The sequence below is a fragment of the Streptomyces sp. NPDC048462 genome, from assembly GCF_043200175.1.
Lineage (GTDB): Bacteria > Actinomycetota > Actinomycetes > Streptomycetales > Streptomycetaceae > Streptomyces.
The window spans coordinates 165,153-188,141 of sequence record NZ_JBICXG010000001.1 but is presented as its reverse complement, the minus strand read 5'-3'; the positions used below and the strand labels follow the sequence as shown (position 1 = coordinate 188,141).

Annotated in this window: 15 protein-coding genes; 9 read left to right on the top strand and 6 right to left on the bottom strand. The window is 72.0% G+C overall.

Features of this window, described 5'->3' with window-relative positions; all coding sequences use genetic code 11:
* Positions 1-14 precede the first annotated feature (14 nt).
* From ACGFU6_RS00725 to ACGFU6_RS00710, 4 genes are all read left to right on the top strand, one after another.
* Entirely contained in the window at positions 15-605 is a 591-nt protein-coding gene (locus tag ACGFU6_RS00725; RefSeq protein ID WP_393607252.1) for a lytic polysaccharide monooxygenase, read from the top strand.
* Positions 606-709: 104 nt separating this feature from the next.
* On the top strand, positions 710-1,195 hold the full coding sequence (locus ACGFU6_RS00720; RefSeq protein WP_393607250.1) for an Lrp/AsnC family transcriptional regulator: 486 nt from the start codon (positions 710-712) through the stop codon (positions 1,193-1,195).
* 24 nt (positions 1,196-1,219) lie between these two features.
* Positions 1,220-1,906: an HAD family hydrolase gene (locus tag ACGFU6_RS00715; protein ID WP_393607248.1), complete on the top strand. Its 687-nt coding sequence runs from the start codon at positions 1,220-1,222 to the stop codon at positions 1,904-1,906.
* 203 nt (positions 1,907-2,109) lie between these two features.
* Positions 2,110-3,306, top strand: a complete 1,197-nt coding sequence (locus ACGFU6_RS00710; protein WP_393607246.1) for a serine/threonine-protein kinase — start codon at positions 2,110-2,112, stop codon at positions 3,304-3,306.
* A gap of 44 nt (positions 3,307-3,350) precedes the next feature.
* Here the strand turns inward: ACGFU6_RS00710 and ACGFU6_RS00705 are convergent, their stop codons facing one another.
* Both ACGFU6_RS00705 and ACGFU6_RS00700 read right to left on the bottom strand, forming a co-directional pair.
* Entirely contained in the window at positions 3,351-4,343 is a 993-nt protein-coding gene (locus ACGFU6_RS00705; protein WP_393607244.1) for an aldo/keto reductase, read from the bottom strand.
* A gap of 31 nt (positions 4,344-4,374) precedes the next feature.
* Positions 4,375-5,289, bottom strand: a complete 915-nt coding sequence (locus tag ACGFU6_RS00700; protein ID WP_393607242.1) for an oxidoreductase — start codon at positions 5,287-5,289, stop codon at positions 4,375-4,377.
* 517 nt (positions 5,290-5,806) lie between these two features.
* On the opposite strand from ACGFU6_RS00700, the gene ACGFU6_RS00695 reads away from it, so the two are divergent.
* Entirely contained in the window at positions 5,807-9,289 is a 3,483-nt protein-coding gene (locus ACGFU6_RS00695) for a M28 family peptidase (RefSeq protein WP_393607789.1), read from the top strand.
* 110 nt (positions 9,290-9,399) lie between these two features.
* On the opposite strand, the gene ACGFU6_RS00690 is transcribed toward ACGFU6_RS00695, so the two are convergent.
* On the bottom strand, positions 9,400-10,848 hold the full coding sequence (locus ACGFU6_RS00690; RefSeq protein WP_393607240.1) for a helix-turn-helix domain-containing protein: 1,449 nt from the start codon (positions 10,846-10,848) through the stop codon (positions 9,400-9,402).
* Positions 10,849-11,321: 473 nt separating this feature from the next.
* Between ACGFU6_RS00690 and ACGFU6_RS00685 the strand changes: the two genes are divergently transcribed.
* Complete coding sequence (locus ACGFU6_RS00685; protein WP_393607238.1) at positions 11,322-13,505, top strand: discoidin domain-containing protein; 2,184 nt, start codon at positions 11,322-11,324, stop codon at positions 13,503-13,505.
* 76 nt (positions 13,506-13,581) lie between these two features.
* Here ACGFU6_RS00685 and ACGFU6_RS00680 read toward each other — a convergent pair whose 3' ends face one another.
* The gene (locus ACGFU6_RS00680; RefSeq protein WP_393607236.1) at positions 13,582-16,185 is read right to left on the bottom strand and encodes a SpoIIE family protein phosphatase; all 2,604 of its coding nucleotides are present in this window, start codon (positions 16,183-16,185) and stop codon (positions 13,582-13,584) included.
* 353 nt (positions 16,186-16,538) lie between these two features.
* On the opposite strand from ACGFU6_RS00680, the gene ACGFU6_RS00675 reads away from it, so the two are divergent.
* Both ACGFU6_RS00675 and ACGFU6_RS00670 read left to right on the top strand, forming a co-directional pair.
* Positions 16,539-17,024, top strand: a complete 486-nt coding sequence (locus ACGFU6_RS00675; RefSeq protein ID WP_393607234.1) for a potassium channel family protein — start codon at positions 16,539-16,541, stop codon at positions 17,022-17,024.
* Between the two features lie 476 nt (positions 17,025-17,500).
* Entirely contained in the window at positions 17,501-18,823 is a 1,323-nt protein-coding gene (locus tag ACGFU6_RS00670; protein WP_393607232.1) for a geranylgeranyl reductase family protein, read from the top strand.
* Positions 18,824-18,830: 7 nt separating this feature from the next.
* On the opposite strand, the gene ACGFU6_RS00665 is transcribed toward ACGFU6_RS00670, so the two are convergent.
* Positions 18,831-19,637 carry a GNAT family N-acetyltransferase gene (locus tag ACGFU6_RS00665; protein WP_393607230.1) on the bottom strand — a complete coding sequence of 269 codons (807 nt, stop codon included), beginning with the start codon at positions 19,635-19,637 and terminating at the stop codon, positions 18,831-18,833.
* Between the two features lie 355 nt (positions 19,638-19,992).
* Entirely contained in the window at positions 19,993-22,521 is a 2,529-nt protein-coding gene (locus tag ACGFU6_RS00660; RefSeq protein ID WP_393607228.1) for a SpoIIE family protein phosphatase, read from the bottom strand.
* 176 nt (positions 22,522-22,697) lie between these two features.
* On the opposite strand from ACGFU6_RS00660, the gene ACGFU6_RS00655 reads away from it, so the two are divergent.
* Entirely contained in the window at positions 22,698-22,868 is a 171-nt protein-coding gene (locus ACGFU6_RS00655; RefSeq protein WP_393607226.1) for a hypothetical protein, read from the top strand.
* The last annotated feature ends 121 nt before the right edge of the window (positions 22,869-22,989 follow it).

Sequence of the window (22,989 nt, the reverse complement as noted above, 5' to 3'; positions counted from 1 at the left end):
TCCAGGAGCTACGTATGCGCAGAAGGATCACTTCCTTACTGGCCGGGCTCGGCCTCGCCGGGGCGGCACTGTTCGCCACCTCCGGCAGCGCCCAGAGCCACGGCTACACCGACTCCCCCATCAGCCGTCAGCAGCTCTGCGGGATCGGCACCGTCAAGCACTGCGGGCAGATCCAGTGGGAGCCCCCGAGCGTCGAGGGCCCCAAGGGCTTCCCCACCCGCGGACCCGCCGACGGCCACATCTGCTCGGGCGGAATCGGCCGGTTCTCCGAGCTCGACGACCCGCGGGGCGGCGCCTGGCCCGCCACCCAGGTCACCGCGGGGCAGAACTACACGTTCAACTGGCGGATCGAGGCCCGGCACGCCACGACCGACTTCCGGTACTACATCACCAAGGACGGCTACGACCCGGCCCAGCCGCTCACCCGGGCCGACCTGGAGCCGCAGCCGTTCCTCACCGTGCCCTTCGGCGGCAAGCTGCCCGGCTCGACCGTGAGCCACTCGGGCGTACTGCCGCAGAAGTCCGGCAAGCACCTCATCCTCGGCGTCTGGACGATCTCCGACACCGGGAACGCCTTCTACGCCTGCTCCGACGTGCAGTTCTGACGTCCCGCCGCCGCCCCGGCCACCGGCGGGCACGGGGCGGCGGCCGCTGCGCCATTGGTACAGTCGCTGCCCCGACAGACGTACCAGGAAGAGGCCGGCGGACCATGGCGGTGGACGCGCTCGACACCCGTATCCTGCGGCTGCTCATCGAACAGCCGCACACCAGCGTGCGGGAGTACGCGCGGATCCTCTCCATCGCCCGGGGCACCCTCCAGGCCCGCATCGACCGGCTGGAACGGGACGGCGTGATCACCGGCAGCGGGCCGGTCCTCTCCCCCGCCGCGCTCGGCCACCCGGTGCTCGCCTTCGTGCACCTGGAGGTCACGCAGGGACATCTCGACGACGTGGGCGAGGCGCTCGCCGCCGTGCCCGAGATCGTCGAGGCCTTCTCCACCACGGGCGGCGGCGACCTGCTGACCCGGGTGGTGGCCCGGGACAACGGCCATCTGGAGGATGTGATCCAGCAGTTGATCCAGCTGCCGGGCGTGGTCAGGACCAGCACCGAGGTCGCTCTGCGGGAGCGCGTGCCGCACCGGCTGCTGCCCCTGGTCGAATCGGTGGGCCGGGCGGCCGCGGGTGGCACGGGGTGATCAACGGCTGACAGCATGGCCACCATGAACTCGTCACACGCACAGCCCCCTTCGGTCCTCTTCGACCTGGACGGGACCCTCGTCGACAGCGAGCCGAACGCCTACGAGTCGATACGGCGGCTGCTTGAGCGGTACGGGGTACCGGACTTCACCTGGGAGCAGAACGCCCGGTTCATCGGAATCAGCAACCCCGAGGCGCTGGCCGTGCTGCGCACCGAATACGGCATCGACGCCTCCGTCGACGAGCTGGTGGCGGGTCAGGAAGCCATCTACCTGGAGCTGGCGCGCGGCTCGACCGAGGCCTTTCCCGAGATGCGGAAGTTCGTGGCGGCGCTGCACGCGCGCGGCGTCGCCATGGCGGTGGCCTCGGGTTCCTCGCCGGCCGCGATAGAAGCCGTACTGAAGGGCACCGGCCTCGACGCGTACCTCACCGAGTACGTGTCCGCCGAGGAGGTGGCGCACGGGAAGCCGGCGCCGGATGTCTTCCTGGAGGCCGCCCGGCGCCTCGGCGTCCGGCCGGCCGGCTGCGTGGTGGTGGAGGACGCCCCGCCGGGCGCCGCGGCGGCTCGGGCGGCGGGCATGCGCTGCATCGCGGTCCCCTACGTCCGGGCGACGGCCGGTGACCCCGCGTTCGCGGCGGCGGACCTGCTCTTCCCCGGCGGCCAGGGCGAGTTCAGCGCGCAGGCCGCCTGCGCGTGGCTGTTCGCCTGATCCGTGCCGATGCCGCCCGACGGTCGTCCGGAGGCCGCGCGCCGGATACCCTGATCTTGCTGCGTGTCCCCCACCCCGTCAGTTCCCGATGAGGTCGCAGCCGCGGCAGTCGAAGCGGTCCTCGGCCCAAAACTCGAGATAGGTGTGCGCAGGTGCTGGTTGCTGGTCGGTACCGATTGATATCCGCCATCGGTCGTGGCGGGATGGGCGAGGTCTGGCGCGCCACGGACGAGGTCCTCGGCAGGTCCGTCGCCGTGAAGCTGCTGCTGGGTGAGCATGCGGACGAGTCGGCCACCGCGCGCTTCCGGCTGGAGGCCCAGACCGCGGCCCGGCTGAGCCATCCGCATCTGGTGGCCGTGTTCGACTTCGGGTCCTGGGAGGACCGGCTCTTCCTCGTGATGGAGCTGGTCGAGGGCCGGAGCCTGTCCGATCTGCTGCTGGCCCAGGAGCGGCTGGATCCGGAGCAGGTCGCCCGCATCGCGGGCCAGGCCGCCGCCGGACTGGCCGCCGCCCACCGGCAGGGCATCGTCCACCGGGACATCAAGCCCGGAAACCTGATGCTGGACGCGGAGGGTGCCGTCAAGATCGGCGACTTCGGCATCGCCCAGTTCGTCGACGATCCGTCCGCCGCGCTCACCACCACCGGCCACATCGTCGGCACGAGCCTCTATCTGGCTCCGGAGCGGGCGCTGGGCCGTACGGCGGACGCCGCCTCCGACATGTACTCCCTCGGCTGCGTGATCTACCAACTGCTGCTCGGCCAGCCGCCGTTCCGCTCCGACACCCCGACCGCCACCCTCTACCAGCACGTGGACACCCCGCCCGTCCCGCTGAGGCAGCGCGGGGTCGAGATGTCCGCCGCCTTCGACTCGTATCTGCTGGGGCTCCTCGCGAAGCAGCCCGAGGACCGGCCGACCGCCCAGCAGGTCGCCGACTGGTTCAGCGGCGAGGCCTGGCGGGGGCAGGCGCAGCCGCTGCCGATGTACCGGCCCACCCCGCAGCACACGGCGGCCGCGGCCTACCCGCCGGCGCACGCGCCCTCCTCCCCGGCGACGCGCCGGTCCGCACCCGGGTCAGCGGCCGGCCCCGGCCGTGCCTCCGCTTCCGGCTCCGGTGAGGACTCCGGCGCCCCGACGACCTACCGGCTGCCCCAGGCTGCCGCCGGACACGGGCGGCGCGCGGCGGGCCGGTCGAGGAACGCCCCGCGGCGCAGCACCCGTGAGGCGATAAGACGCCGCCCGAGAGTGGCCAGCGCCATCGCGGGCACGGTCGCCTTCCTCGCCGCCGTGTACCTGGGGATGAGCCTCTTCTCCCCCGACTCCAGTTCGGCCACCACCCCGGACGACGTCACCTCGACGAGCGGTGCGCAGTCACCGGCCCCCGACGACGAGGGCCGGTAGGGCCTGTCCCGCCCGATCCGCCGGACAGCTCCTGCTCCCGCCCGCTACCAGCGGCCGTGCACCGCCGCGCGGATCCTGCGGTCGTAGAGGTCCCGTACCGCGTCGAGCGTCCGCTGCGGGAGCGGCTCCAGCGCCGCAGCCGAGGCGTTGGCGCGGGCCTGCTCCATCGAACGGGCGCCGGGGATCACGCTGGTGACGCCCGGCTGCTGGATGATCCAGCGCAACGCGGTCTGCGCCGGCGTGGCTCCCTGGGGAGCGAGCCCGGCGAATTCGGCCGCGGCGGCCACCCCGGTCGCGTAGTCGACTCCGGAGAAGGTCTCGCCCTGGTCGAACGCCTCTCCGTTCCGGTTGTACGTGCGGTGGTCCCCCGGCGCGAAGACGGTGTCCCGCGTGTACTTGCCGGAGAGCAGCCCGGAGGCGAGCGGCACCCGCGCGACGATGCCGACACCGGCGGCACGCGCGGCCGGGAGCACCTCGTCCAGCGGCTTGAGGCGGAACGGGTTGAGGATGATCTGGACGCTCGCGACGCCGGGGCGGGCGATGGCGGTCAGCGCCTCGGCACAGGTCTCGACACTCACCCCGTAAGCGGCGATCCGCTCCTGCGCGACCAGGGTGTCGAGGGCGTCGTAGACCGCGTCCGAGGAGTAGACGGCGGTCGGCGGGCAGTGCAGCTGCACCAGGTCCAGGGTGTCGACGCCCAGGTTGGACCGCGAGCGGTCGTTCCAGGCACGGAAGTTGTCCAGGACGTAGTTCTCCGGCACCTGGTCGGCGCGCCGGCCCATCTTGGTCGCGACGAGGACCCGCGCGTCGGGGCGCTCCTTCAGATAGCGGCCGATGAGCTGTTCGCTGCGGCCGTCCCCGTACACGTCCGCGGTGTCGAAGAAGGTGACTCCGGACTCGACGGCCGCGTCGAGCACACCGAAGGCATCGGCCTCCCGCACCTCCCCCCAGTCCCCGCCGAGCTGCCAAGTACCCTGCCCGACGGCCGATACGTCCCGTCCTGTCCTGCCCAGTTCGCGCTGCTCCATGAGGATCATGTTACGTGGCCGCGCCGGCCGGCGGCGTGTCTCAGCCCGCGTCCCGACCGGGTCCGGAGAGCAGCCGCAGCTCGTCGTCGGTGAGCCGCAGGGCGGCAGCCGCCACGTTCTCGGTGAGGTGGTCGGGGTTGCCGGTGCCCGGGATGGCCAGTACGTACGGGCCGCGCTGGAGCGTCCAGGCCAGCCGGACCTGGGCGGGCGAGGCGTCGCGGGCCCCGGCGACGGCCGACACCACCTCGCTCGCGGCGGCCTCGGCGGCCCCGACCTCGTGGCCCTCGCCGGCGATGGCGTAGAACGGCACGAACGCGATGCCCCGCTCCCCGCAGATCCGGAGCACCTCGTCGGAGTCCGCGCGGCGAGTGGCTATGCCGTAGCGGTTCTGCACGCAGACGACCGGGGCGATGGGCAGCGCCTCGGCGATCTGGTCGGCCCCCACGTTGGAGAGCCCCAGGTGCCGGATGAGCCCTTCCTCGCGCAGTTCGGCCAGGGCGCCGAACCTGTCCGCGATGGAGGCGGGCCCGTTCATGCGGAGGTTCACCACGTCGAGATGGCCGCGCCCGAGCTGGCGGAGGTTCTCCTCGACCTGGCCGCGCAGGTCCTCGGGCCGGGCCCAGTCCAGCCAGTCGCCGGAGGGTCCCCGGCCGGGGCCGACCTTGGTGGTGATGACCAGGTCGTCCGGGTACGGGCCGAGCGCCCGGTTGATGAGCTCGTTGGCCGAGCACATCGGGGAGAAGTAGAAGGCCGCGGTGTCGATGTGGTTCACGCCGAGGTCCACGGCACGGCGGAGCACGGCGATGGCGCGGTCCCGGTCGTGCGGGGTGCGGACGGTGGTGAGCGCCGCACCGTTCTGGGTCAGACGCATGGCGCCGAAGCCCATCCGGTTGACGGTCAGGTCGCCCAGCCGCCAGGTCCCGGCGGCCGCTGCGGTGATTGTTCCCGAAGTCATGTCTGTCGTCTTCCTCGTTGGCGGCGGGCCGGAGCCCACCACATGACGGTACGTCAGGAGCGCTTGCACAGTTGATCGAGAGGTGATACAGTAACGATGGAGATTCTCGTGGCAAGATCATTCGATGCGGGTGCATACTAAACCCCGCCCCGCGAATCTGTCCACCTCCTGGCGCGCTCCTCCGGCGCCCGGCTGTCGGCGCACCCTCGAACCTCTCACGCGAACCACCCCGCCAACTCCCCTTCCCCGCAGCGCGTTCACCGCACGTCTGCCGCGTGCCCGCTGTGCGTTCGCTGTGCGATCCCACCAGGGCGACTTGACCAGACTTGCCAACTCCCCTTGCAGCAGGCCCAGTTCGTTGACCCGTTCATGGTGACGTGTGAGTGTTCGGTCGCTCGATCACGGACACCACCTGGGCGGACGGCCGACGGCAGCCGCGCGGGAGGGGCGTCTCCCCACGCCGCTGCCCGTGATCGAGGTCCCCACGAACCGAGGAGCCTCGATGAAACGCAGACCGATGACGGCCGGGACAACCCTGGCCGTCCTCGCCGCGATGCTGGTCGCCACGAATGGCCAGTCAGCTTCCGCGGAACCGTCTCCACCCGCACCCACCCCGCTCGCCGCCGCCGTGTCTGCCGCCGACCGGGCGGCCGCCAGCGGCCTCGACGCCCTGGCGAAGGGACCCGAGGAGCGCTACGAGCGGCAGAACGTGACCCCCTGGATCAACGGGCTCTACTCGGTCGCCTACCAGCGCACCTACCGCGGACTTCCGGTCGTCGGCGGGGACGCCGTCGTGGTGGCCGACTCCAAGGGGCGGGTGCGCGGCGCACAGTCGGCGGTCTCCCGGCGCATCAACGTCCCCACCACCGCGACCGTCTCGGCCGCGAGGGCCGAGACCGCCGCACGCGGGAAGCTGAAGTCGGTGGAGCGGGTGGACAGCCACCGGCTGGTCGTCCGGGCCACCGGAAGGAAGTCCCAGCTCGCCTGGGAGACGGTGCTGACCGGCCGGACCGCGAAGGCGCCCAGCCATCTGCACGTCTTCGTCGACGCGGGCACCGGCGCGGTGCTAGACAGCTACGACGACGTCAAGGCCGGCACCGGCAACAGCCAGTGGAACGGGCCCTCCCCGCTGTCCATCAACACCACTTCCTCGGGGAGCAGTTACTCACTCCGCGACCCCGGCAGGCCGGGCCTGAGCTGCGCCGACTACAGCACCGGCGGCGTCTTCACCAAGTCCTCCGACTCCTGGGGCACCGGCAGTGCCTCCAGCAAGGAGACCGGCTGCGTCGACGTCATGTGGGCGGCCCAGCACGAGTGGGACATGCTGCGCGACTGGCTGGGGCGCAACGGCCACGACGGCAACGGCCGCAGCTGGCCCGTCAAGGTCGGACTGAACGACGTGAACGCCTACTGGGACGGCTCCACCGTCTCCATCGGCCACAACAACGCCAACCAGTGGATCGGCGCCATGGACGTCGTCGGCCACGAATTCGGCCACGGCATCGACCAGTACACACCCGGCGGCGCCAACAACGAGTCCGGACTCGGTGAGGCCACCGGCGACATCATGGGCGCGCTCACCGAGGCGTACACCAACGAGCCGGCCCCGTACGACGACCCCGACTACACCGTCGGCGAGAAGATCAACCTCGTGGGCAACGGGCCGATCCGCATCATGTACAACCCGGGCCAGATCGGTGACCCGAACTGCTACAGCTCCTCCATACCCAGCACCGAGGAGCACGCGGCGGCCGGTCCGCTCAACCACTGGTTCTACCTGCTGGCCGAGGGATCCAGCCCCGGCGGCGGCAAGCCGTCCAGCCCGACGTGCAACAGCTCCTCGGTCACCGGCGTGGGCATCCAGAGCGCCGGAAAGGTCTTCTACGGCGGCATGCTGCTCAAGACCAGCGGCATGACGTACAAGCGCTACCGCACGGCCACGCTCACCTCGGCCAGGACGCTGGACGCCACCTGTGTGCTGTTCAACCGGACGAAGGCGGCCTGGGACGCCGTCAGCGTGCCCGCGCAGAGCGGTGACCCGACCTGCACCCCGAGCGGCAACAACGACTTCTCCATGTCACTGGACCCGGCCACCGGCTCGGTGAAGCCGGGCAGTTCGGTGACGGCGACGGTCAGGACGACCGTCAGCTCCGGCGGCGCGCAGACGGTGAACCTGTCCGCGACCGGTCAGCCGAGCGGGGTGTCCGTCTCCTTCAGCCCGTCCGCCGTGCAGTCGGGCGCGACCTCGGCCATGACCGTCTCGACGACCTCGGCCGCGGCGCCCGGGACCTACACGCTCACCGTGAAGGGCTCAGGCACCCAGGAACACACCGCGCAGTACACGCTGACCGTCAACAACGGCGGTGGCACACCGGGGGGCACGCCGCCCGACATCAGCGTCGCCAACGTGCAGGCGCACCTCTCGCAGCTCAGCACCATCGCCTCGCAGAACGGCGGCAACCGCCGGGCCGGCAGCGCCGGGTACACCGCCTCACTCGCCTATGTGAAGGGCAAGCTCCAGGCGGCCGGTTACACCGTGAGCGAGCAGACCTGCGGCAGCTGCACCTACGCGGGCAAGAACCTCATCGCGGACTGGCCGGGCGGTCCGGCTGACAAAACCGTGATGTTCGGCGCCCACCTGGACAGCGTCAGCGCCGGGCCCGGGATCAATGACAACGGCTCCGGCTCAGCCACCCTGCTGGAGAACGCCCTCGCGCTGGCCCAGCAGAACCCGACGATGACCAAGCACGTCCGCTTCGCCTGGTGGAACGGCGAGGAGCAGGGTCTGCAGGGCTCCCAGTACTACGTCGGCCAGCTCACCGCCGCCCAGCGCGCGGCCATCAGCGCGTACTACAACTTCGACATGATCGCCTCCACCAACGGCGGTTACTTCATCAACAACCTCAACTCGGCCGCCTCGGCCCCGATGAAGGAGTACTGGGCCTCGCTCGGCCTCGCCCCGGAGGAGAACGTCGAGGGCCAGGGCCGCTCCGACGACTACTCCTTCCAGCAGGGCGGGATCGCCACCTCGGGCTACGCGACCGGCGCGAGCGACACGAAGACCTCGGCGCAGGCCGCCAAGTGGGGCGGAACGGCCGGCCGTTCGTACGATCCGTGCTATCACCAGTCGTGCGACACCACCACCAACATCAACGCGACCGCGCTCGACCGCAGCGCCGACGGCGTCGCCTACACGGTGTGGAAGACGGCGGTCGGCACCACCGCACCCGCCGACGACTTCTCCGTCTCGGTGAACCCGGTGTCCGGCAGCGTCCAGCCGGGCGCCTCGGTGACCGCGACCGTGTCCACGGCCACCACCAGCGGTTCCGGACAGAGCGTCCGCCTGACCGCCTCCGGCGCACCGAGCGGGGTCACCGTCTCCTTCGCCCCGGCGACCGTGCAGTCGGGATCGTCCTCGACGATGACCGTATCGGCGGGGGCCCAGGCCACCGCGGGCACGTACACGCTCACGGTGACCGCCGCGGGCACCGCCACCCACACCACCACCTACTCGCTGGTCGTCGGCGGCGGCGGCAACTGCCAGGCGCGGCAGGTCGTGGCCAACGGCGGCTTCGAGAACGGCACGGCGCCATGGACCCAGACGGACGGGGTCATCAACAACCGGACGTCGGAGAAGCCTGCACACACGGGCTCCTACCAGGCCTGGCTCGGCGGCTGGGGCAGCACCCACAGTGACAGCGCCTCGCAGTCACTGACCGTCCCTGCGGGCTGCTCGACGTACAGGCTGTCGTTCTTCCTGCGCACCGACACCGACGAGTCGGCGGGGGACGCGACGGCCTACGACACGTTCACCGTCAAGCTGGGGACGCGCACGCTGGCCACGTACTCGAATCTCGACGCGAGCAGCGGGTACGTCCAGCAGAGCTTCGACGTCGGCTCCGCCTCGGGACAGACGGTCACGCTGGGGTTCACCAGTAAGGAGGACGCCTACCTGCAGACCAGCTTCGTCGTGGACGATGTCGCGCTCGACGTGAGCTGATCCGGGATCAGGGGGCCGGGGGCGGGGCGTGGACGACACGCCCCGCCTTCGGCGTTGCGGCGGCCCGCCCGGTCCGGCGTCGCGAGGGGTCACGGCCCCGGCCCGGCGGCTCAGCGGACCACTGCGGCAAGCCTGCGGACGAAGTCCTCGGTCTCGGGGCGGCCGGCGCCACGGGCCGCCAGCCTGCCGTGCAGTCCGCGAAGTTCCTGGCCGAGCAGGGTCGAGGGAGTCACCTCGGTGGTGTCGAGCACCGGGGCGGCCACGGCCTGGGCCGCCGACAGGTCGCCCGCGCAGGCGTGGGCGTCGGCCATCCGGGCCAGGAACAGCATCCGGGCCGACAGCATGCCGGGAGGCAGCAGTCCGAGTGCGGTGCCGATCGCCCCGACCGCGCGCAGGGCGAACCGGCGGTCCCCGGTGGCCGCCGCGAGATCGCGCAGCGCACCGGCGGCGCCCGACTCCACCCGCAGCCGCACCGAGGCCACGGAGAGCCAGGGTGCCTCCGTCTCGTCCCGCTCCTCGACGCGGTCCAGCTGGGACCAGGCACGGTCGATGTGCCTCAGGGTCCGCACGGCGTCCCCTCGGACCGCGTGTCCGCGTGCCTGGTACAGGTCGCTCAGGGCCCCCGCCCAGGGCCGGCCCGCCGCGGCCTGCCCGATGGCCCCGCCGTACGCCAGCGCCGACGGCCCGTCACCCTCCAGCCGGGCCAGGGTGCTCATGTCGCTCAGGGCGGCGACCTCGGTCCCCACATGACCGGCCATCGCGGACCAGAGCAGCGAGCGGTCGAGCCAGGCCATCGCGGTGCCGTTGCGGCCCCACAGCAGCCGCAGACAGCCGGCCGACTGGGCGTACTCGGCTGCCAGCGGGGCGAGTTGTTGCTGGTAGGGGGCCGAGGGCAACACCATCCACCGCAGCATGGCGTGCAGTGTGCGCTCGACGACCGCGGTCGCTCCCGGCCAGCCGCGCTCCTCGTCGGCGCGCAGGCAGACAGCCAGCAGGGCGGTCAGCGCGTGCATGGTCTCGGTGTCCAGCGCGGGGTGGGCGGAGGCATCCGGGCCCAGGGCGCAGAAGGCGGAGTGCAGTTCGGCGACATCGGCCAGCGCGGGAACGGCGCAGCCGTCCCGGCCGTGCACCGGGCAGGCCAGACCGTACGCCGGCAGGCGGGTGGGCAGCGCGGTTCCCGGTGGCAGCATCGAGAGGAGCGCGCCACCGGCGGGCTCACCGGGCAGCGGGCCCCGGCGCACCGGGGCAGCCGGGGGCGGGCCGCCGGCCGTCCCGCCCGTGGCCGACGCGGCCTCCCGCGCCTCGGCGGCCTCGCAGGCGGCCAGCAGGTCGCCGCCCGCCATCAGCAGGTCGTCCAGCCTGCGGGCCAGGGGAAGCGGCGTACGGCGGCTGCCGTGTTCGAGTTTGCTGATGGCGGTGTGGTCGTAGCCGACCCGGGCGCCCACCTGAGCCTGCGTCAGCCCGGCCCGCCTCCGCCACCGGCGCAACCGGAGACCGAAGGATCTCCAGGCCTCCGCGCCACCGGGCCCGGCCGGCGCGGAGCCCGTCACCCCGCTCACCGCAACCACCATCGCGCCTGGTCAAGGGCGCCGCGCGTGCCACGCTCACGGCTCATGTCCCGGAGGATAGCGAGCACTCGCACCCGCTGTCCCCGGGTCGTCGGCAAGATGTCCGGTAACAGGCGCGGTGACCTCGGGTGCGCAGATCCTCCGCCCCGCCCCGGGCCCCTCCGGGCGGCACCGCGTTGCGGTGGCAACGGCGCGCGCCGCTTCAGTCACTCCATGTGTACGCACCATCATCACCTGAATCGACGCTGCGTCAGGCCTGCGGCGCCAAAGCCGCGAAGGCGTGCCGAACCCGGTCAACCGCGAGATATCCGTCATCAACTCTTGTTCTCAATGACGCCTTACCAAGCGGGTGTTGCACACCTATTGACGTGCAGGGAACGAAGGCAGAAGTATCCCTATCGGTCGGAGAGAGCGCTCTCCGACTTCGTGTCGTGCACCCGTACCGCGACTCAGGAGACTTCCTCATGTACGCACCCCCCGTGTTCCACAGACCCTTGGCCTCGACCGGAAGAAGACGTACCGGCGTGCTGACCGCCGTCGCCGGCCTCGTCGTCTCGCTCCTGGCCTTCGTCCCCTCGACCCCGGCGGACGCAGCGCCCTCGCTGCTCTCGCAGGGCAAGACGGTGACCGCCTCCAGCCAGGAGAACTACGGAACGCCGGCCGCCTCCGCCGTGGACGGCGACAACGGCACCCGCTGGTCGAGCGCCGCCTCCGACCCCCAGTGGATCGAGGTCGACCTGGGCTCCGCCGCCTCGGTCAGCCAGATCGCCCTGAAGTGGGAAACCGCCTATGCCAAGAGCTACAAGATCGAGTTCTCCACGGACGACAGCAACTGGAACACCGCCTACTCGACCGCCACCGGCCCCGGCGGGAACGAGACCCTGAACGTCTCCGGCACCGCCCGCTACGTCAGGCTGACGGGCACCACGCGAGCCACCCAGTACGGCTACTCGCTCTGGGAGTTCCAGGTCTTCGGCACCACCGGCGGCGGAGGCGGCCCGCAGATTCCCGGCGGCGGCGACCTCGGCCCCAACGTGCTCGTCTTCGACCCCTCGATGCCCAACATCCAGGCCAAGGTCGACGAGATCTTCAAGAAGCAGGAGTCGGCGCAGTTCGGCGACGGCCGCTACGCGCTGATGTTCAAGCCGGGCACGTACAACAACCTCAACGCGCAGATCGGGTTCTACACCTCGATCGCCGGTCTCGGTCTCAAGCCCGACGACACCACCTTCAACGGTGATGTGACCGTGGACGCGGGCTGGTTCAACGGCAACGCCACCCAGAACTTCTGGCGTTCGGCGGAGAACCTGGCGCTCAACCCGGTCAGCGGCACCGACCGCTGGGCCGTCTCGCAGGCCGCCCCGTTCCGCCGGATGCACGTCAAGGGCGGACTCAACCTGGCCCCCGACGGCTACGGCTGGGCGAGCGGCGGGTACATCGCCGACAGCAAGATCGACGGCCAGGTCGGCCCCTACTCGCAGCAGCAGTGGTACACCCGCGACAGCTCGATCGGCAGCTGGGGCAACGGCGTCTGGAACATGACGTTCTCCGGCGTCGAGGGCGCCCCCGCACAGAGCTTCCCCAACCCCCCGTACACCACGCTCGACACCACCACCGTCTCGCGTGAGAAGCCGTTCCTCTACCTGGACGGCAACGACTACAAGGTGTTCGTCCCCGCCAAGCGCACCAACGCACGCGGTGTCTCGTGGAACGGCACGCCGCAGGGCAGCTCCATCCCGCTGAGCCAGTTCTACGTGGTCAAGCCCGGCGCCTCGGCCGCCACCATCAACGCGGCCGTGCAGCAGGGCCTGCACCTGCTGTTCACGCCCGGTGTGTACCACGTGAACCAGACGATCAACATCGACCGCGCCAACACGGTCGTCCTGGGCCTCGGTCTCGCCACGATCATCCCGGACAACGGGGTCACCGCGATCAAGGTCGGTGACGTGGACGGCGTGAAGCTCGCCGGCCTGCTCGTCGACGCCGGTCCGCAGAACTCCCAGGTACTGGTCCAGGTCGGCCCCGACGGCGCCTCGGCCGACCACTCGGCGAACCCGACCACCGTCCAGGACGTGTTCGTCCGGGTCGGCGGCGCGGGCGCCGGCAAGGCCACCACCGCCATGGTGATCAACAACGACGACACCATCGTCGACCACACCTGGCTGTGGCGCGCCGACCACGGCGAGGGGGTCGGCTGGGAGACCAACCGCTCCGACTACGGCCTCCAGGTCAACGGCGACGACGTCCTGGCGACCGGGCTGTTCGTCGAACACTTCAACAAGTACGACGTGCGCTGGTCCGGCGAGCGGGGCAAGACGATCTTCTTCCAGAACGAGAAGTCGTACGACGCCCCCAACCAGGCCGCCGTCCAGAACGGCAGCACCAAGGGGTACGCGGCCTACAAGGTCGACGACTCCGTCACCACCCACGAAGGGTGGGGCCTGGGCAGCTACTGCTACTACAACGTGGACCCGACGATCGTCCAGGGCCACGGCTTCGAGGCTCCGGTGAAGCCCGGAGTGAAGTTCCACGACCTGCTCGTCGTCTCGCTCGGCGGCCAGGGACAGTACGAACACGTCATCAACAACACCGGAGCGCCCACGTCGGGGACGTCCACCGTCCCGTCCAACGTGGTGTCCTTCCCGTGACACCGCTCATGAGGTGAACGAACGGCGCGGGGCCAGGCAGCTGCTGCCGGGCCCCGCGTCGCCGTCGGTGCGGGCCCTATCCGGGTGGCGGCTCCGGCCGACCGAGTGTCTGCTCGGACCAGATCACCTTGCCGCGCGCGGTGTACCTGGTGCCCCAGCGCTCCGCGAACTGGGCGACGAGGAACAGTCCTCGTCCGCCCTCGTCGGTCGTCGCGGCGTAGCGCAGATGCGGTGAGGTGCTGCTGCAGTCCGCCACCTCGCAGATCAGCGCCCGGTCGTACAGCAGACGCACGGTGATGGGCTCGGAGCCGTAGCGGATCGCGTTGGTGACCAGCTCGCTGAGGATCAGCTCGGTGACGAAACCCTCCTCGTCGAGCCCCTGGTCGGTGAGCCACCGAGTGGCCTCCTTACGGACGCCGGAGACGGCCGAGGCGTCCGGTGCCACCTCCCACTGCACGCGCCGGGCCGGGTCCAGAGTGCGGGTGCGGGCCACCAGCAGGGCCACGTCGTCGCCCGGCCGGGTGGGCAGCATGGTCTCCAGAACGTCGTCGCAGGTCTCCTCCGGCGTGCGGTCGCGGTCGGCCAGGGCCTGGCGCAGCTGCTCCAGGCCCTCGTCGATGTCCCGGTCCCGCCGCTCGATCAGGCCGTCCGTGTACATGACCAGCCGGCTTCCCTCGGGTACTTCCAGCTCGACCGTCTCGAAGGGCATCCCGCCGATCCCGAGCGGCAGACCGGCCGGGATCTCGGGGAACTCGACGGTGCCGTCGGGCAGCACGAGGGCGGGTCCGGGGTGGCCGGCCCTGGCCATCGAGCAGCGCCCCGTGACCGCGTCGTAGATGGCGTACAGGCAGGTGGCGCCGGTGACCGCGACGCCGTCGTCGGCCTGCTCGTCCTGGTCGATGCGGGCGACGAGTTCGTCGAGGTGCCCCAGGAGTTCGTCGGGCGGCAGGTCCAGCGTGGAGAAGTTGTGCACCGTGGTGCGCAGCCGGCCCATGGTGGCGGCGGCGTGCAGTCCGTGCCCGACGACGTCGCCCACGACGAGGGCGACCCGCGCGCCGGACAGCGGGATCACATCGAACCAGTCCCCGCCGACCCCGGCCTGCGCCGGGAGGTAGCGGAAGGCGACGTCCAGGGCGTTCTGCTCGGGAACACCGCGCGGGAGCAGGCTGCGCTGGAGCGTCACGGCCATCTCGTGCTCGCGGGTGTAGCGCCGGGCGTTGTCGACGCTGACGGCCGCGCGGGCCACCAGTTCCTCGGCGAAGGACAGGTCCTCGGCGCCGAAGGGCTCCTCGTTCTCCGCGCGCCAGAAGTTGGCCATGCCGAGGATGACACCGCGCGCGTGCAGCGGTACGGAGAGCAGCGAGTGGAATCCGTACTCCAGGATTCTGGCGGACTGCTCCGGGTCGGCCTGCCGCCACTGCTCGGACGCGGTCAGGTCGGGCACCAGCCAGGTGTGGCCCGCGCTGCTGCCGATGCCCTCGGCCTCGGTGGGGACGAACCCGATGACGCGGCCGAGCGGGTAGAGGGGGTGGTCCGCGCCGGTGCCGCAGACGGCGGTGCGTCGTACGTTTATCGCCTCGCCGGAGGGCGGCTCCGGTTCCTCCCCGCGCAGCACCGCGTCCGCGAGGTCGACCGTCGCGCAGTCGGCGAATCCGGGGGCGGAGACCTCCGCGAGTTCCCGTGCGGTCGTGGTGACGTCCAGGGTGGTGCCGATCCGTGCGCCGGCGCGGTACAGGAGCGTCAGGCGCTCCCGCACGGTCTCCGCCCTGCCGGTGACGACCCGCAGTTCCGTGGTGTCGCGCAGGGTCGCCACGACGCCCGGGGGGCCGCCGCGTTCAGCCGTCGGGCGGAGGTTGATGGCGAGCAGCCGGTTCCCGGCCGGTCGCACCTCGTCCGTGGCGGCCCGGCCGGAGGCCAGCAGTTCGGCGGTGCGCGGCTCCAGCCCCAGCTCCGTGACGGCGCGTCCCTCCGCGTCGGCGGGCAGGCCGAGGAGTCTTCGCGCCTCGTCGTTGGCGAGCACCAGCCGGTGTTCGGCGCCGATGATGAGGACGCCCTCGCGGACCGAGTGCAACACCGCGTCGTGGTGCTCGTACATCCGGGTCATCTCGGCCGGGCCGAGGCCGTGTGTCTGGCGGCCCAGCCGACGGCTCACCAGGGCGGCGGCGCCCGTCGTGAGGACCAGCGCGCCCACCGCGGTGCCGATGGCGAAGGGGATGCTCGGTTCGGCGACGGCGTTCACGGTCTCGACCGTGATGCCCACGGACACCAGCCCGGCGACCGATCCGTTGTGGCGCAGGACCGGGGCCAGCGAGACGACGGCGGGGCCGCGGCTCGTCGTGAAGGTCCGGGTGAAGGCGCGGCCGTCCAGGGCTTCCTTGTACGGGCCGATGATGTGCTTGCCGATCATTTCGCGGTCGGGGTGGGTGTAGCGGATCCCATTGGTCCCGGCGACCACGATGGACTCCACCCCGGTGCGCTCCCGGACCCTCTCCGCGAGCGGTTGCAGTACGGCGGTGGGGTTTCTGCTGTCCAGCGCCGCAGCGGTGCCGGGTGCGTTGGCGAAGGACTGCGCCACGCCCATCGAACGGGCCTCGGCCTCGTGCGCGCTGTCGCGCCGGCCCTGGAGCACCAGTGAGAGGACCGCCGCCGCCACGAGCAGCAGCACGATCCCCAGTGTCATGAAGAAGACCTGCCCGGCCACGGTGCGAGCGCTGGACAGAGCGCGCAGTGTCCGGCCGGCCGAGCGCCGTTTCACGTCCGGTCCGGATGGCGCACGCCGCTGACCGCCCGGACGTCCGCCATCGTGCCGACGCGGCCGCCGGGCGGAGCGGTGAAACCACGCCCGGAACCGACCTGTACCACCCACATATTCAGGTTTAACACGGATTGCCGGGGTCGGAATGCGGAGCGGGCGCGCCGTGCGGGGCCGGGATCCTGCCCGGGACCCGGTGGGTCGTTCCGATCGGGTGACGCGGGCCGGTGCCGGTGCGCGCCCGTGCTCCGGCACCGGCGGCGGCCGGGCATGATCCGGAAATGGTGCCTGTGTTCCTGACCAAGGCGGTCGAGCTGCTGCTCGGCCGGGAAGGCCGTTCGCTCCACCTGAAGGCGGTGGGCTGGGCGACGGTGGTCCTCGCCCTGACCGTGCTCGCCGGCTCCTGGGCGGTGCTCGTGGCGGAACAGCACGCCGGGCGCGCCACCATCACCAGCTATCCCCGGGCGCTGTGGTGGTCCGCGGAGACCGCGACGACCGTCGGGTACGGCGACTTCTATCCGGTGACGCTGTGGGGCCGGATCGTCGCCGTCGTGGTGATGGGCGTGGGCATCACCACGTACGGAATGGTCACGGCGGCGCTCGCCACCTGGTTCGTGGGGCATGAACAAAAGCGCCGTCACCGGCTCGCCGCCTCGGCGGAGCAGACCGCGCGCCATGTCCGCGAGGAGACCGCTCGGCTGCTGCACGAACGCTTCGACCGGATCGAGCGGCTGCTCGCCGACGCGGGCCACGGACCACCGGAGTAGGCCCGGCGCCGGTCACGGAACGCGATCACGCGCCCCCGGGGGTGTGAACGGCGCACCGCCGGGCATAGGTCGGGTGACCGACAGGAGGTGGTGGCAGTGGGCCGCATCAGGGTTGTCAGACGTCCCCAGCTTCCGTCGCGGCCGCCGCCGCTGGATCTGCGCACTCCGTCCGGGCGCCCGCTGCCGTACTGAGCCGGTCGGCGCCCGTCCGGCCTCCGTACGTCCGGCGGCCACCCGCCGGGACTTCCGGAGGCCTGCCCGCCCGTCCGTCTACCCGTCCGTTCTTCTGTTCGTCCCCCGGGGCCGCACACCGTGCGGCCCCGGTCCGCGTCGCGGCGGGCGCACCGGACGGGCCGAAAGCCCACACACCTCGCACGCGTGATCACCCTGCCGCCGAACGGCGCGAACCGGCAGGATGTCGTTGTACAGGGCCGCCTTCTCCGGGCGGCTCCGGCTGCCCCAGGAAAGGGTTCCCGATGCGGGAAGCGCGCGCAGACCAGTCCCCGCCCGACGAACAGTCCCCCGGCGGGTCCGAGGAGGCCCAGGTGATCGTGGTGGGGGCGGGTCCGGCCGGCTCGTCCGCCGCCTTCCACCTCGCCAGGGCGGGCGTGGACGTGCTGCTCCTGGAGAAGTCCGCCTTCCCCCGGGAGAAGGTGTGCGGGGACGGCCTCACGCCGCGTGCGGTGCACCAGCTGATCCGGATGGGCGTCGACATCGACGCACCGGGCTGGACGCGGTCGCGCGGGATGCGCTGGGTGACCGGGGACCGGCAGGTGCGGATCGACTGGCCCGCGCTGGGCGGCTACCCCGACTTCGGCCTCACCCGCAGCCGCCACGACTTCGACGACATCCTGGCCGGCCACGCCGTCGCCGCCGGGGCCCGGCTGCGCACGGGGGTGAAGGTGACGGAGCCGGTGACCGACCGGGCCGGCCGGATCACCGGCGTGAGCGCGGTGTCCGGGAAGGCGGACCCGGTGGTGCACCGGGCCCCGGTCGTGCTCGCCGCCGACGGCGCCTCCGCCCGGCTGGCTCTCGCGATGGGGCTGCAACGCGACACCAGGCGCCAGATCGCTACGGCGGCCCGCCGCTACTACCGCAGCCCCGAGCGTTCCCGGGAGGAGTACCTGGAGCTCTGGGCCGACCTCCGCTTCCCCAGGAGCGACCGCTTCCTGCCGGGGTACGGCTGGATCTTCCCGATGGGTGACGGGCGCGTCAACGTGGGACTCGGCGCGATCCCCCACCGACGCCACGGCAAGCCCGATCTGCGGGCGACCCTGGACCAGTGGCTGGCCCGTACGCCGTCCGAGTGGGGGCTGCGGGAGGAGAACGCCGAGGGGCCCGTCCGCAGCGCCGCGCTCCCACTGGGCCTCAACCGTCATCCGCTGTACACCCGGGGCCTCCTCCTCGTCGGCGACTCCGGAGGCATGATCAGCCCGTGGAACGGTGAGGGCATCGGCCAGGCGCTGGAGGCCGGGGAGGTCGCCGCCGAGAGCGTCGCACTGGCGCTGGCCATGCCCGCGGGGCCCCGTCGGGAGCGGGCACTCCACCACTACCCGGTCGAGATGAACCGGCGCTGGGGGCGCTACTACCGGCTCGGCAACACGGCCGCCGATCTCGTCTTCAGCCGCTCGGGGTTCCAGCCCGTCCTGAACCGGTACGTGATGGGCTCGCCGTTCCTGCTCAACACACTGGCCCGGCTGCTCAGCAATCTGACGGACAACCCCTCGCGCGATGTGATCGACCACGTGCTCAACACCGCGGTACGCCTCGTTCCCGCCCCGAACGCACGACGGCGCTGAGGCCGGCTCAGGGAGACCAGACGTACGGAGTCGTCGTGGTGACCGCGTGCAGGCCCAGCCGGGTGAGGACCGGTGCGCTGTCGGCGGAGGCGTCGACGTAGAGGTAGGGGACCCCGCGGGCGGCCGCGAGCCCGGCGCGGTGAGCGACCAGAGCGCGGTAGATGCCGCGCCCGCGCCACTCCTTCAGTGTGGAGCCGCCCCAGAGGCCGCCGAAGTCGACTCCGTCCCTGAACACCAGCCAGGCGGCGCAGACGACTTCGGTGCGTGCCTCGGCGACGAGTACGACGGTGTTCTCCGGGGCGTCCGCGATGCGGGCGGCCAGGTCGTCGGCGAGCCGGCCCCAGTCCTCGCCCCACACCGCGCTCTCCATGGCGGCGATCCGGTCGAGGTCGGACCTGGCTGTGACCCGCCTCAGGGCAACGCCATCGGGCAGCACGGGGTCCGCGGTGAGGGCTGCGGACTGCCCGATGAGGACGGTCTCGCTGTCCTCGGCGACGAAACCGGCTGCCACGAGGCGGTCGGTCAGATCGGCGGGGAGATCGTGGGCGCGGGTCTTCCACTCGACGGCCTCGCCGCGGGCGGCGTAGAAATCGCGCTGCCGCGCTATGAGTTCGTCGAGGTCCCGCCCCTCCACACCGAGGTCCCGCGGGCCCGTGACGAAGCCGCGGTGCCAGCCGACGACCCGCGTCAACGGGCCGTCCGTCTCGATGCGGGCCGAGCCGCCCGGCGGGGTGACCCCGCGCAACTGTGTGTCGTACGCGGTGCGGAGTTCATCGGTCAGAGGGCCGGTCGGGCCGGCGGGCAGACTGTTCACCGGCCTCATCCTGCCCGGTGGAGGAGTTCGGGACCACGGTTCTCGTGGTTCAGCCGGCACGCCCGCGAGCTGTGGCGGAGGGCGCCGTGCCGAAGGCGCGCAGGAAGGCGTCGACGCCCGCGCCGACGACCCCCGCGACGTCCTCCGGGGCGAGGGGACGGGTACCCAGGGCCCGCTCATCGCGGGCAACTCCTCGTAGACCAGGGCGATGAACTGGTTGCTCTGCTGCCGGGCAGACCCCGGCCCGAACCGGCCGCACCCGCCGACGGGGCCGGGGCCGTGCGCGGGGCCACGCCGCACGGCGGAGCCGATACACCGGACACGCGGCCGGTCACCGACCGCGCCTGAGCCGCGCTCACCGGGTTCGGGGCTGCTCGCCGTCGGTGTCGTCCCAGCGGGCGGCGAGCAGCAGGGCGATGTCGTCGGGCCGGTCCGGAGCCTGTCTGGCCCGTCCGATCACGTGGTCCGCCGTGTCGGCCAGCGAGGCCGGGCCGAGGTCGGCGATCGTGCGGCGCAGTCGTTCGATGCCGACGTCGATGTCCGTTCCGGACTGCTCGACCATGCCGTCGGTGTACAGGGCGAGCATCTCGCCCTGGGCAAGGCGCAGTTGGCTTACGGGGTAGGCGGCGTCGGGTGCGACACCCAGCACGATCCCGCCCGACAGGTCCATGAGCTCGACCGTGCCGTCCGGGTGTCGCAGGACGGGCTGCGGATGTCCGGCCCGCACGGCGTGCGCGATCCCGGTGGCCGGGTCCAGGACGATGTAGCAGCAGCTGGCGAACTGGCCGGGATCCAGGTCGATGAGGAGCCGGTTGGTGCCGCTCATCACCTCCTGCGGATCGAATCCGCTGAGCGCGAAGGCCCTTACGGCGCTGCGCAGTTGCCCCATGGTCGCGGCGGCGGCGACGCCGTGTCCCTGGACGTCCCCGATGACCAGGGCCAGCTGCTCGCCCGTCTCGATGACGTCGTACCAGTCGCCGCCGACGTCCATGCCCTGGGTGCCGGCGAGGTAGCGGCCCGCGGTGTCGACCCCGTCGACGACGGGCAGCCGGTGCGGCAGCAGGACGTCCTGGAGTCCGCGGGCGAGGGCGGCCTCGGTGTCGTACCGCTGGGCCCGTTGCAGTGCCTGGGCGATGAGGCCGGCCAGCGCGGTCAGGATCGTGCGCTCCTCGGGGCTGAAGCCGCGCGGCTGGTCGAAGCCGAGGATGCAGGAGCCGACGTGCTGTCCGGAGGCGATCAGCGGCAGGAAGGCGCGGGCGCCGACATCCGCGTCCATGGGGATGCCGGGGTAGGCGGCGCCCAGGTGCTGCATTGACTCGAAGAAGATCGGGCGGCCGGAGGTGAGCGTCTCCACACCGGGAATACGGGCGTCCAGGCCGACGCCGTCGAACCCGTCCAGGAAGCCCTTGGGGAAGCCGGTCTCCCACTCCAGGTAGAGGCGGCCCTCCTTGAGCAGGTAGATCGCGAGCTGCCTGCCACCGAACGCGGGCAGCAGTTCCTCGGTGACCACGGCGGACACCTGCCGGGCGGTGACGGCCTCGGTCAGCGCGATGGCCAGCGCGACCGGCCGGTAGAGCGCGGCGGAACGGTCGGCGGGCGAACCGAGTCCCAGCCCCGGCGAGGAGACGGAGCCCGGCGCGTAGGAGGGCTCCTCGGTGGGGGTGAGTACGGCTGTCAGCCCTTCGTGGCCCGGGTAGAGGGAGATCGCGAGCCAGGGGGGCGGGTCGCGCCGGGCGAGGAAGTGGACCGGGTCGTCGGCGATCATCGCGGACCGGTAGTGGTCCTCGTACGCCGGGTTGGCGAACCAAGGGAGGACTTCCCAGAGCACCCGCCCCACCAGCTCGGACCTGGCGTGACCGAGGAGCTGCTCGGCCAGGTCGTTGAGGTAGGTGATCCGGCCGAAGCGGTCCAGCGAGAAGATCCCCCTCGGCAGCCGGTCGGCGGCCTCGGGAACGACCGGGCCGATACCGAGGTCCACCAGGAAGCCGGTCAGATGGCTCGCCGCCCCCGCGCCGGCCTCGGAGTCCCGGCGGCCCGAGACCTCCAGCAGGTGCGAGCGGCCGTCGGGGCCGCGCAGCCGCATTCTGCGTACGACGGGCCCGCCCGACCCTGCCGCCTGGCGGGCCAGGGCCCACAGCCCGTAGACGTCCTCCGGTGCCAGTTGGGCGGCCATCGCGTCGATCGTGCCGGGGAACTCGGCGGGCTCGGTGCCGAGGATCGCGCACAGTTCGGCGTCGGCGCCGACGGCTCCGCTGGCCAGGTCCCAGTCGAACCGGCCGATCCGTACGGGCGGCGAGCTGCCGGCGGGCAGCTGGACGGGCAGCGGTTCCTCGTCCCACCGCGGTTTCGCTCCGGTGGACGTCAGCTCCGCGAGTGCGGTGCCCAGCCGTTCGGCGACCCTGGCCAGCCTGCGCCGCTCGGCGGTTCCCACCGGTTTGCCGGGGGTCGCCGGGCGCAGCACCGTGAGGACCCCGACCGCTTCACCGGCGCTGAAGACCGGCACGTACAGGGAGCCGAACGGGAACGGCAGGCCCGCCATCAGCTGCGGATAGCGGCGCATGGCCTCCTCGGGGTCGGCGAGGTGTATGGCGCGGCCGGTGCTGAAGGCGTCGGCCACCGGGAAGGGGCGGTTCACATGCATGCGCCACCAGGGGCGGAAGAGTGGTCCGGGCAGCCCCGCCAGTACCGCAAGCCGCAACAGTCCAGGGGTGCGGGAGCGGAGATAGACGCCGCCCGCCTGTCCGCCCGCGGCCTCGACCCCGTTCACGACGGCCTGGGCGAGCACCAGGGACAGTTCGTCCGGCGCCCGGCCGTCCTTGAGTCTCCCGGGCACACCGGCACCCTCGCTGAGCGGAGCACCCCGGGCCGCGCCGTACCAGGTCACACACCCAGCATGCTCCCGGGCGGCCGTGCTCCGCACTTCCACTTCGGGCGGACGAGGGGCCGAGAGCAGGCGGCGAGGCGACAGCGAGACCCTTACGGGGGGAAATACACCCTTTACACTTGTATGCGAGTCTGAAAGGCGGCCCATCGTCCGACATCCGCACAGGAGGCACGATCATGGGCAGGAAGCAGAGCCGGCACAACCGTGGCGCCCGCAGCGGCGGCCATGAGCACTCCACGAGCGCGGAGCCCAAGGAACAGACGAGCGCCGCACCCGAGCCCGAAGGGGTGAAGGCGATCTCGGAGCAGGTCTCGCACAAGCGTGAGCGGAAGTTCGGCCACAACTGAGAACGGTGCTTCACCCACCCGCAGTGGGGGGGGGGGGGGGGGGGGGGGGGGGGGGGGGGGGGCGGCGGCGGGGGGGGGGGGGGGGGGGGGGGGGGGGGGGGGGGGGGGGGGGGGGGGGCGT

What these genes read in the sequence shown, in the direction of transcription:
- ACGFU6_RS00725 (WP_393607252.1), top strand. Translation starts at nt 15, where the DNA reads ATGCGCAGAAGGATCACTTCCTTACTGGCCGGGCTCGGCCTCGCCGGG.
- ACGFU6_RS00670 (WP_393607232.1), top strand. Translation starts at nt 17,501, where the DNA reads ATGCGGGAAGCGCGCGCAGACCAGTCCCCGCCCGACGAACAGTCCCCC.
- ACGFU6_RS00675 (WP_393607234.1), top strand. Translation starts at nt 16,539, where the DNA reads ATGGTGCCTGTGTTCCTGACCAAGGCGGTCGAGCTGCTGCTCGGCCGG.
- ACGFU6_RS00685 (WP_393607238.1), top strand. Translation starts at nt 11,322, where the DNA reads ATGTACGCACCCCCCGTGTTCCACAGACCCTTGGCCTCGACCGGAAGA.
- ACGFU6_RS00715 (WP_393607248.1), top strand. Translation starts at nt 1,220, where the DNA reads ATGAACTCGTCACACGCACAGCCCCCTTCGGTCCTCTTCGACCTGGAC.
- ACGFU6_RS00695 (WP_393607789.1), top strand. Translation starts at nt 5,807, where the DNA reads ATGACGGCCGGGACAACCCTGGCCGTCCTCGCCGCGATGCTGGTCGCC.
- ACGFU6_RS00705 (WP_393607244.1), bottom strand. Translation starts at nt 4,343, where the DNA reads ATGATCCTCATGGAGCAGCGCGAACTGGGCAGGACAGGACGGGACGTA.
- ACGFU6_RS00680 (WP_393607236.1), bottom strand. Translation starts at nt 16,185, where the DNA reads ATGACACTGGGGATCGTGCTGCTGCTCGTGGCGGCGGCGGTCCTCTCA.
- ACGFU6_RS00710 (WP_393607246.1), top strand. Translation starts at nt 2,110, where the DNA reads ATGGGCGAGGTCTGGCGCGCCACGGACGAGGTCCTCGGCAGGTCCGTC.
- ACGFU6_RS00655 (WP_393607226.1), top strand. Translation starts at nt 22,698, where the DNA reads ATGGGCAGGAAGCAGAGCCGGCACAACCGTGGCGCCCGCAGCGGCGGC.
- ACGFU6_RS00700 (WP_393607242.1), bottom strand. Translation starts at nt 5,289, where the DNA reads ATGACTTCGGGAACAATCACCGCAGCGGCCGCCGGGACCTGGCGGCTG.
- ACGFU6_RS00720 (WP_393607250.1), top strand. Translation starts at nt 710, where the DNA reads ATGGCGGTGGACGCGCTCGACACCCGTATCCTGCGGCTGCTCATCGAA.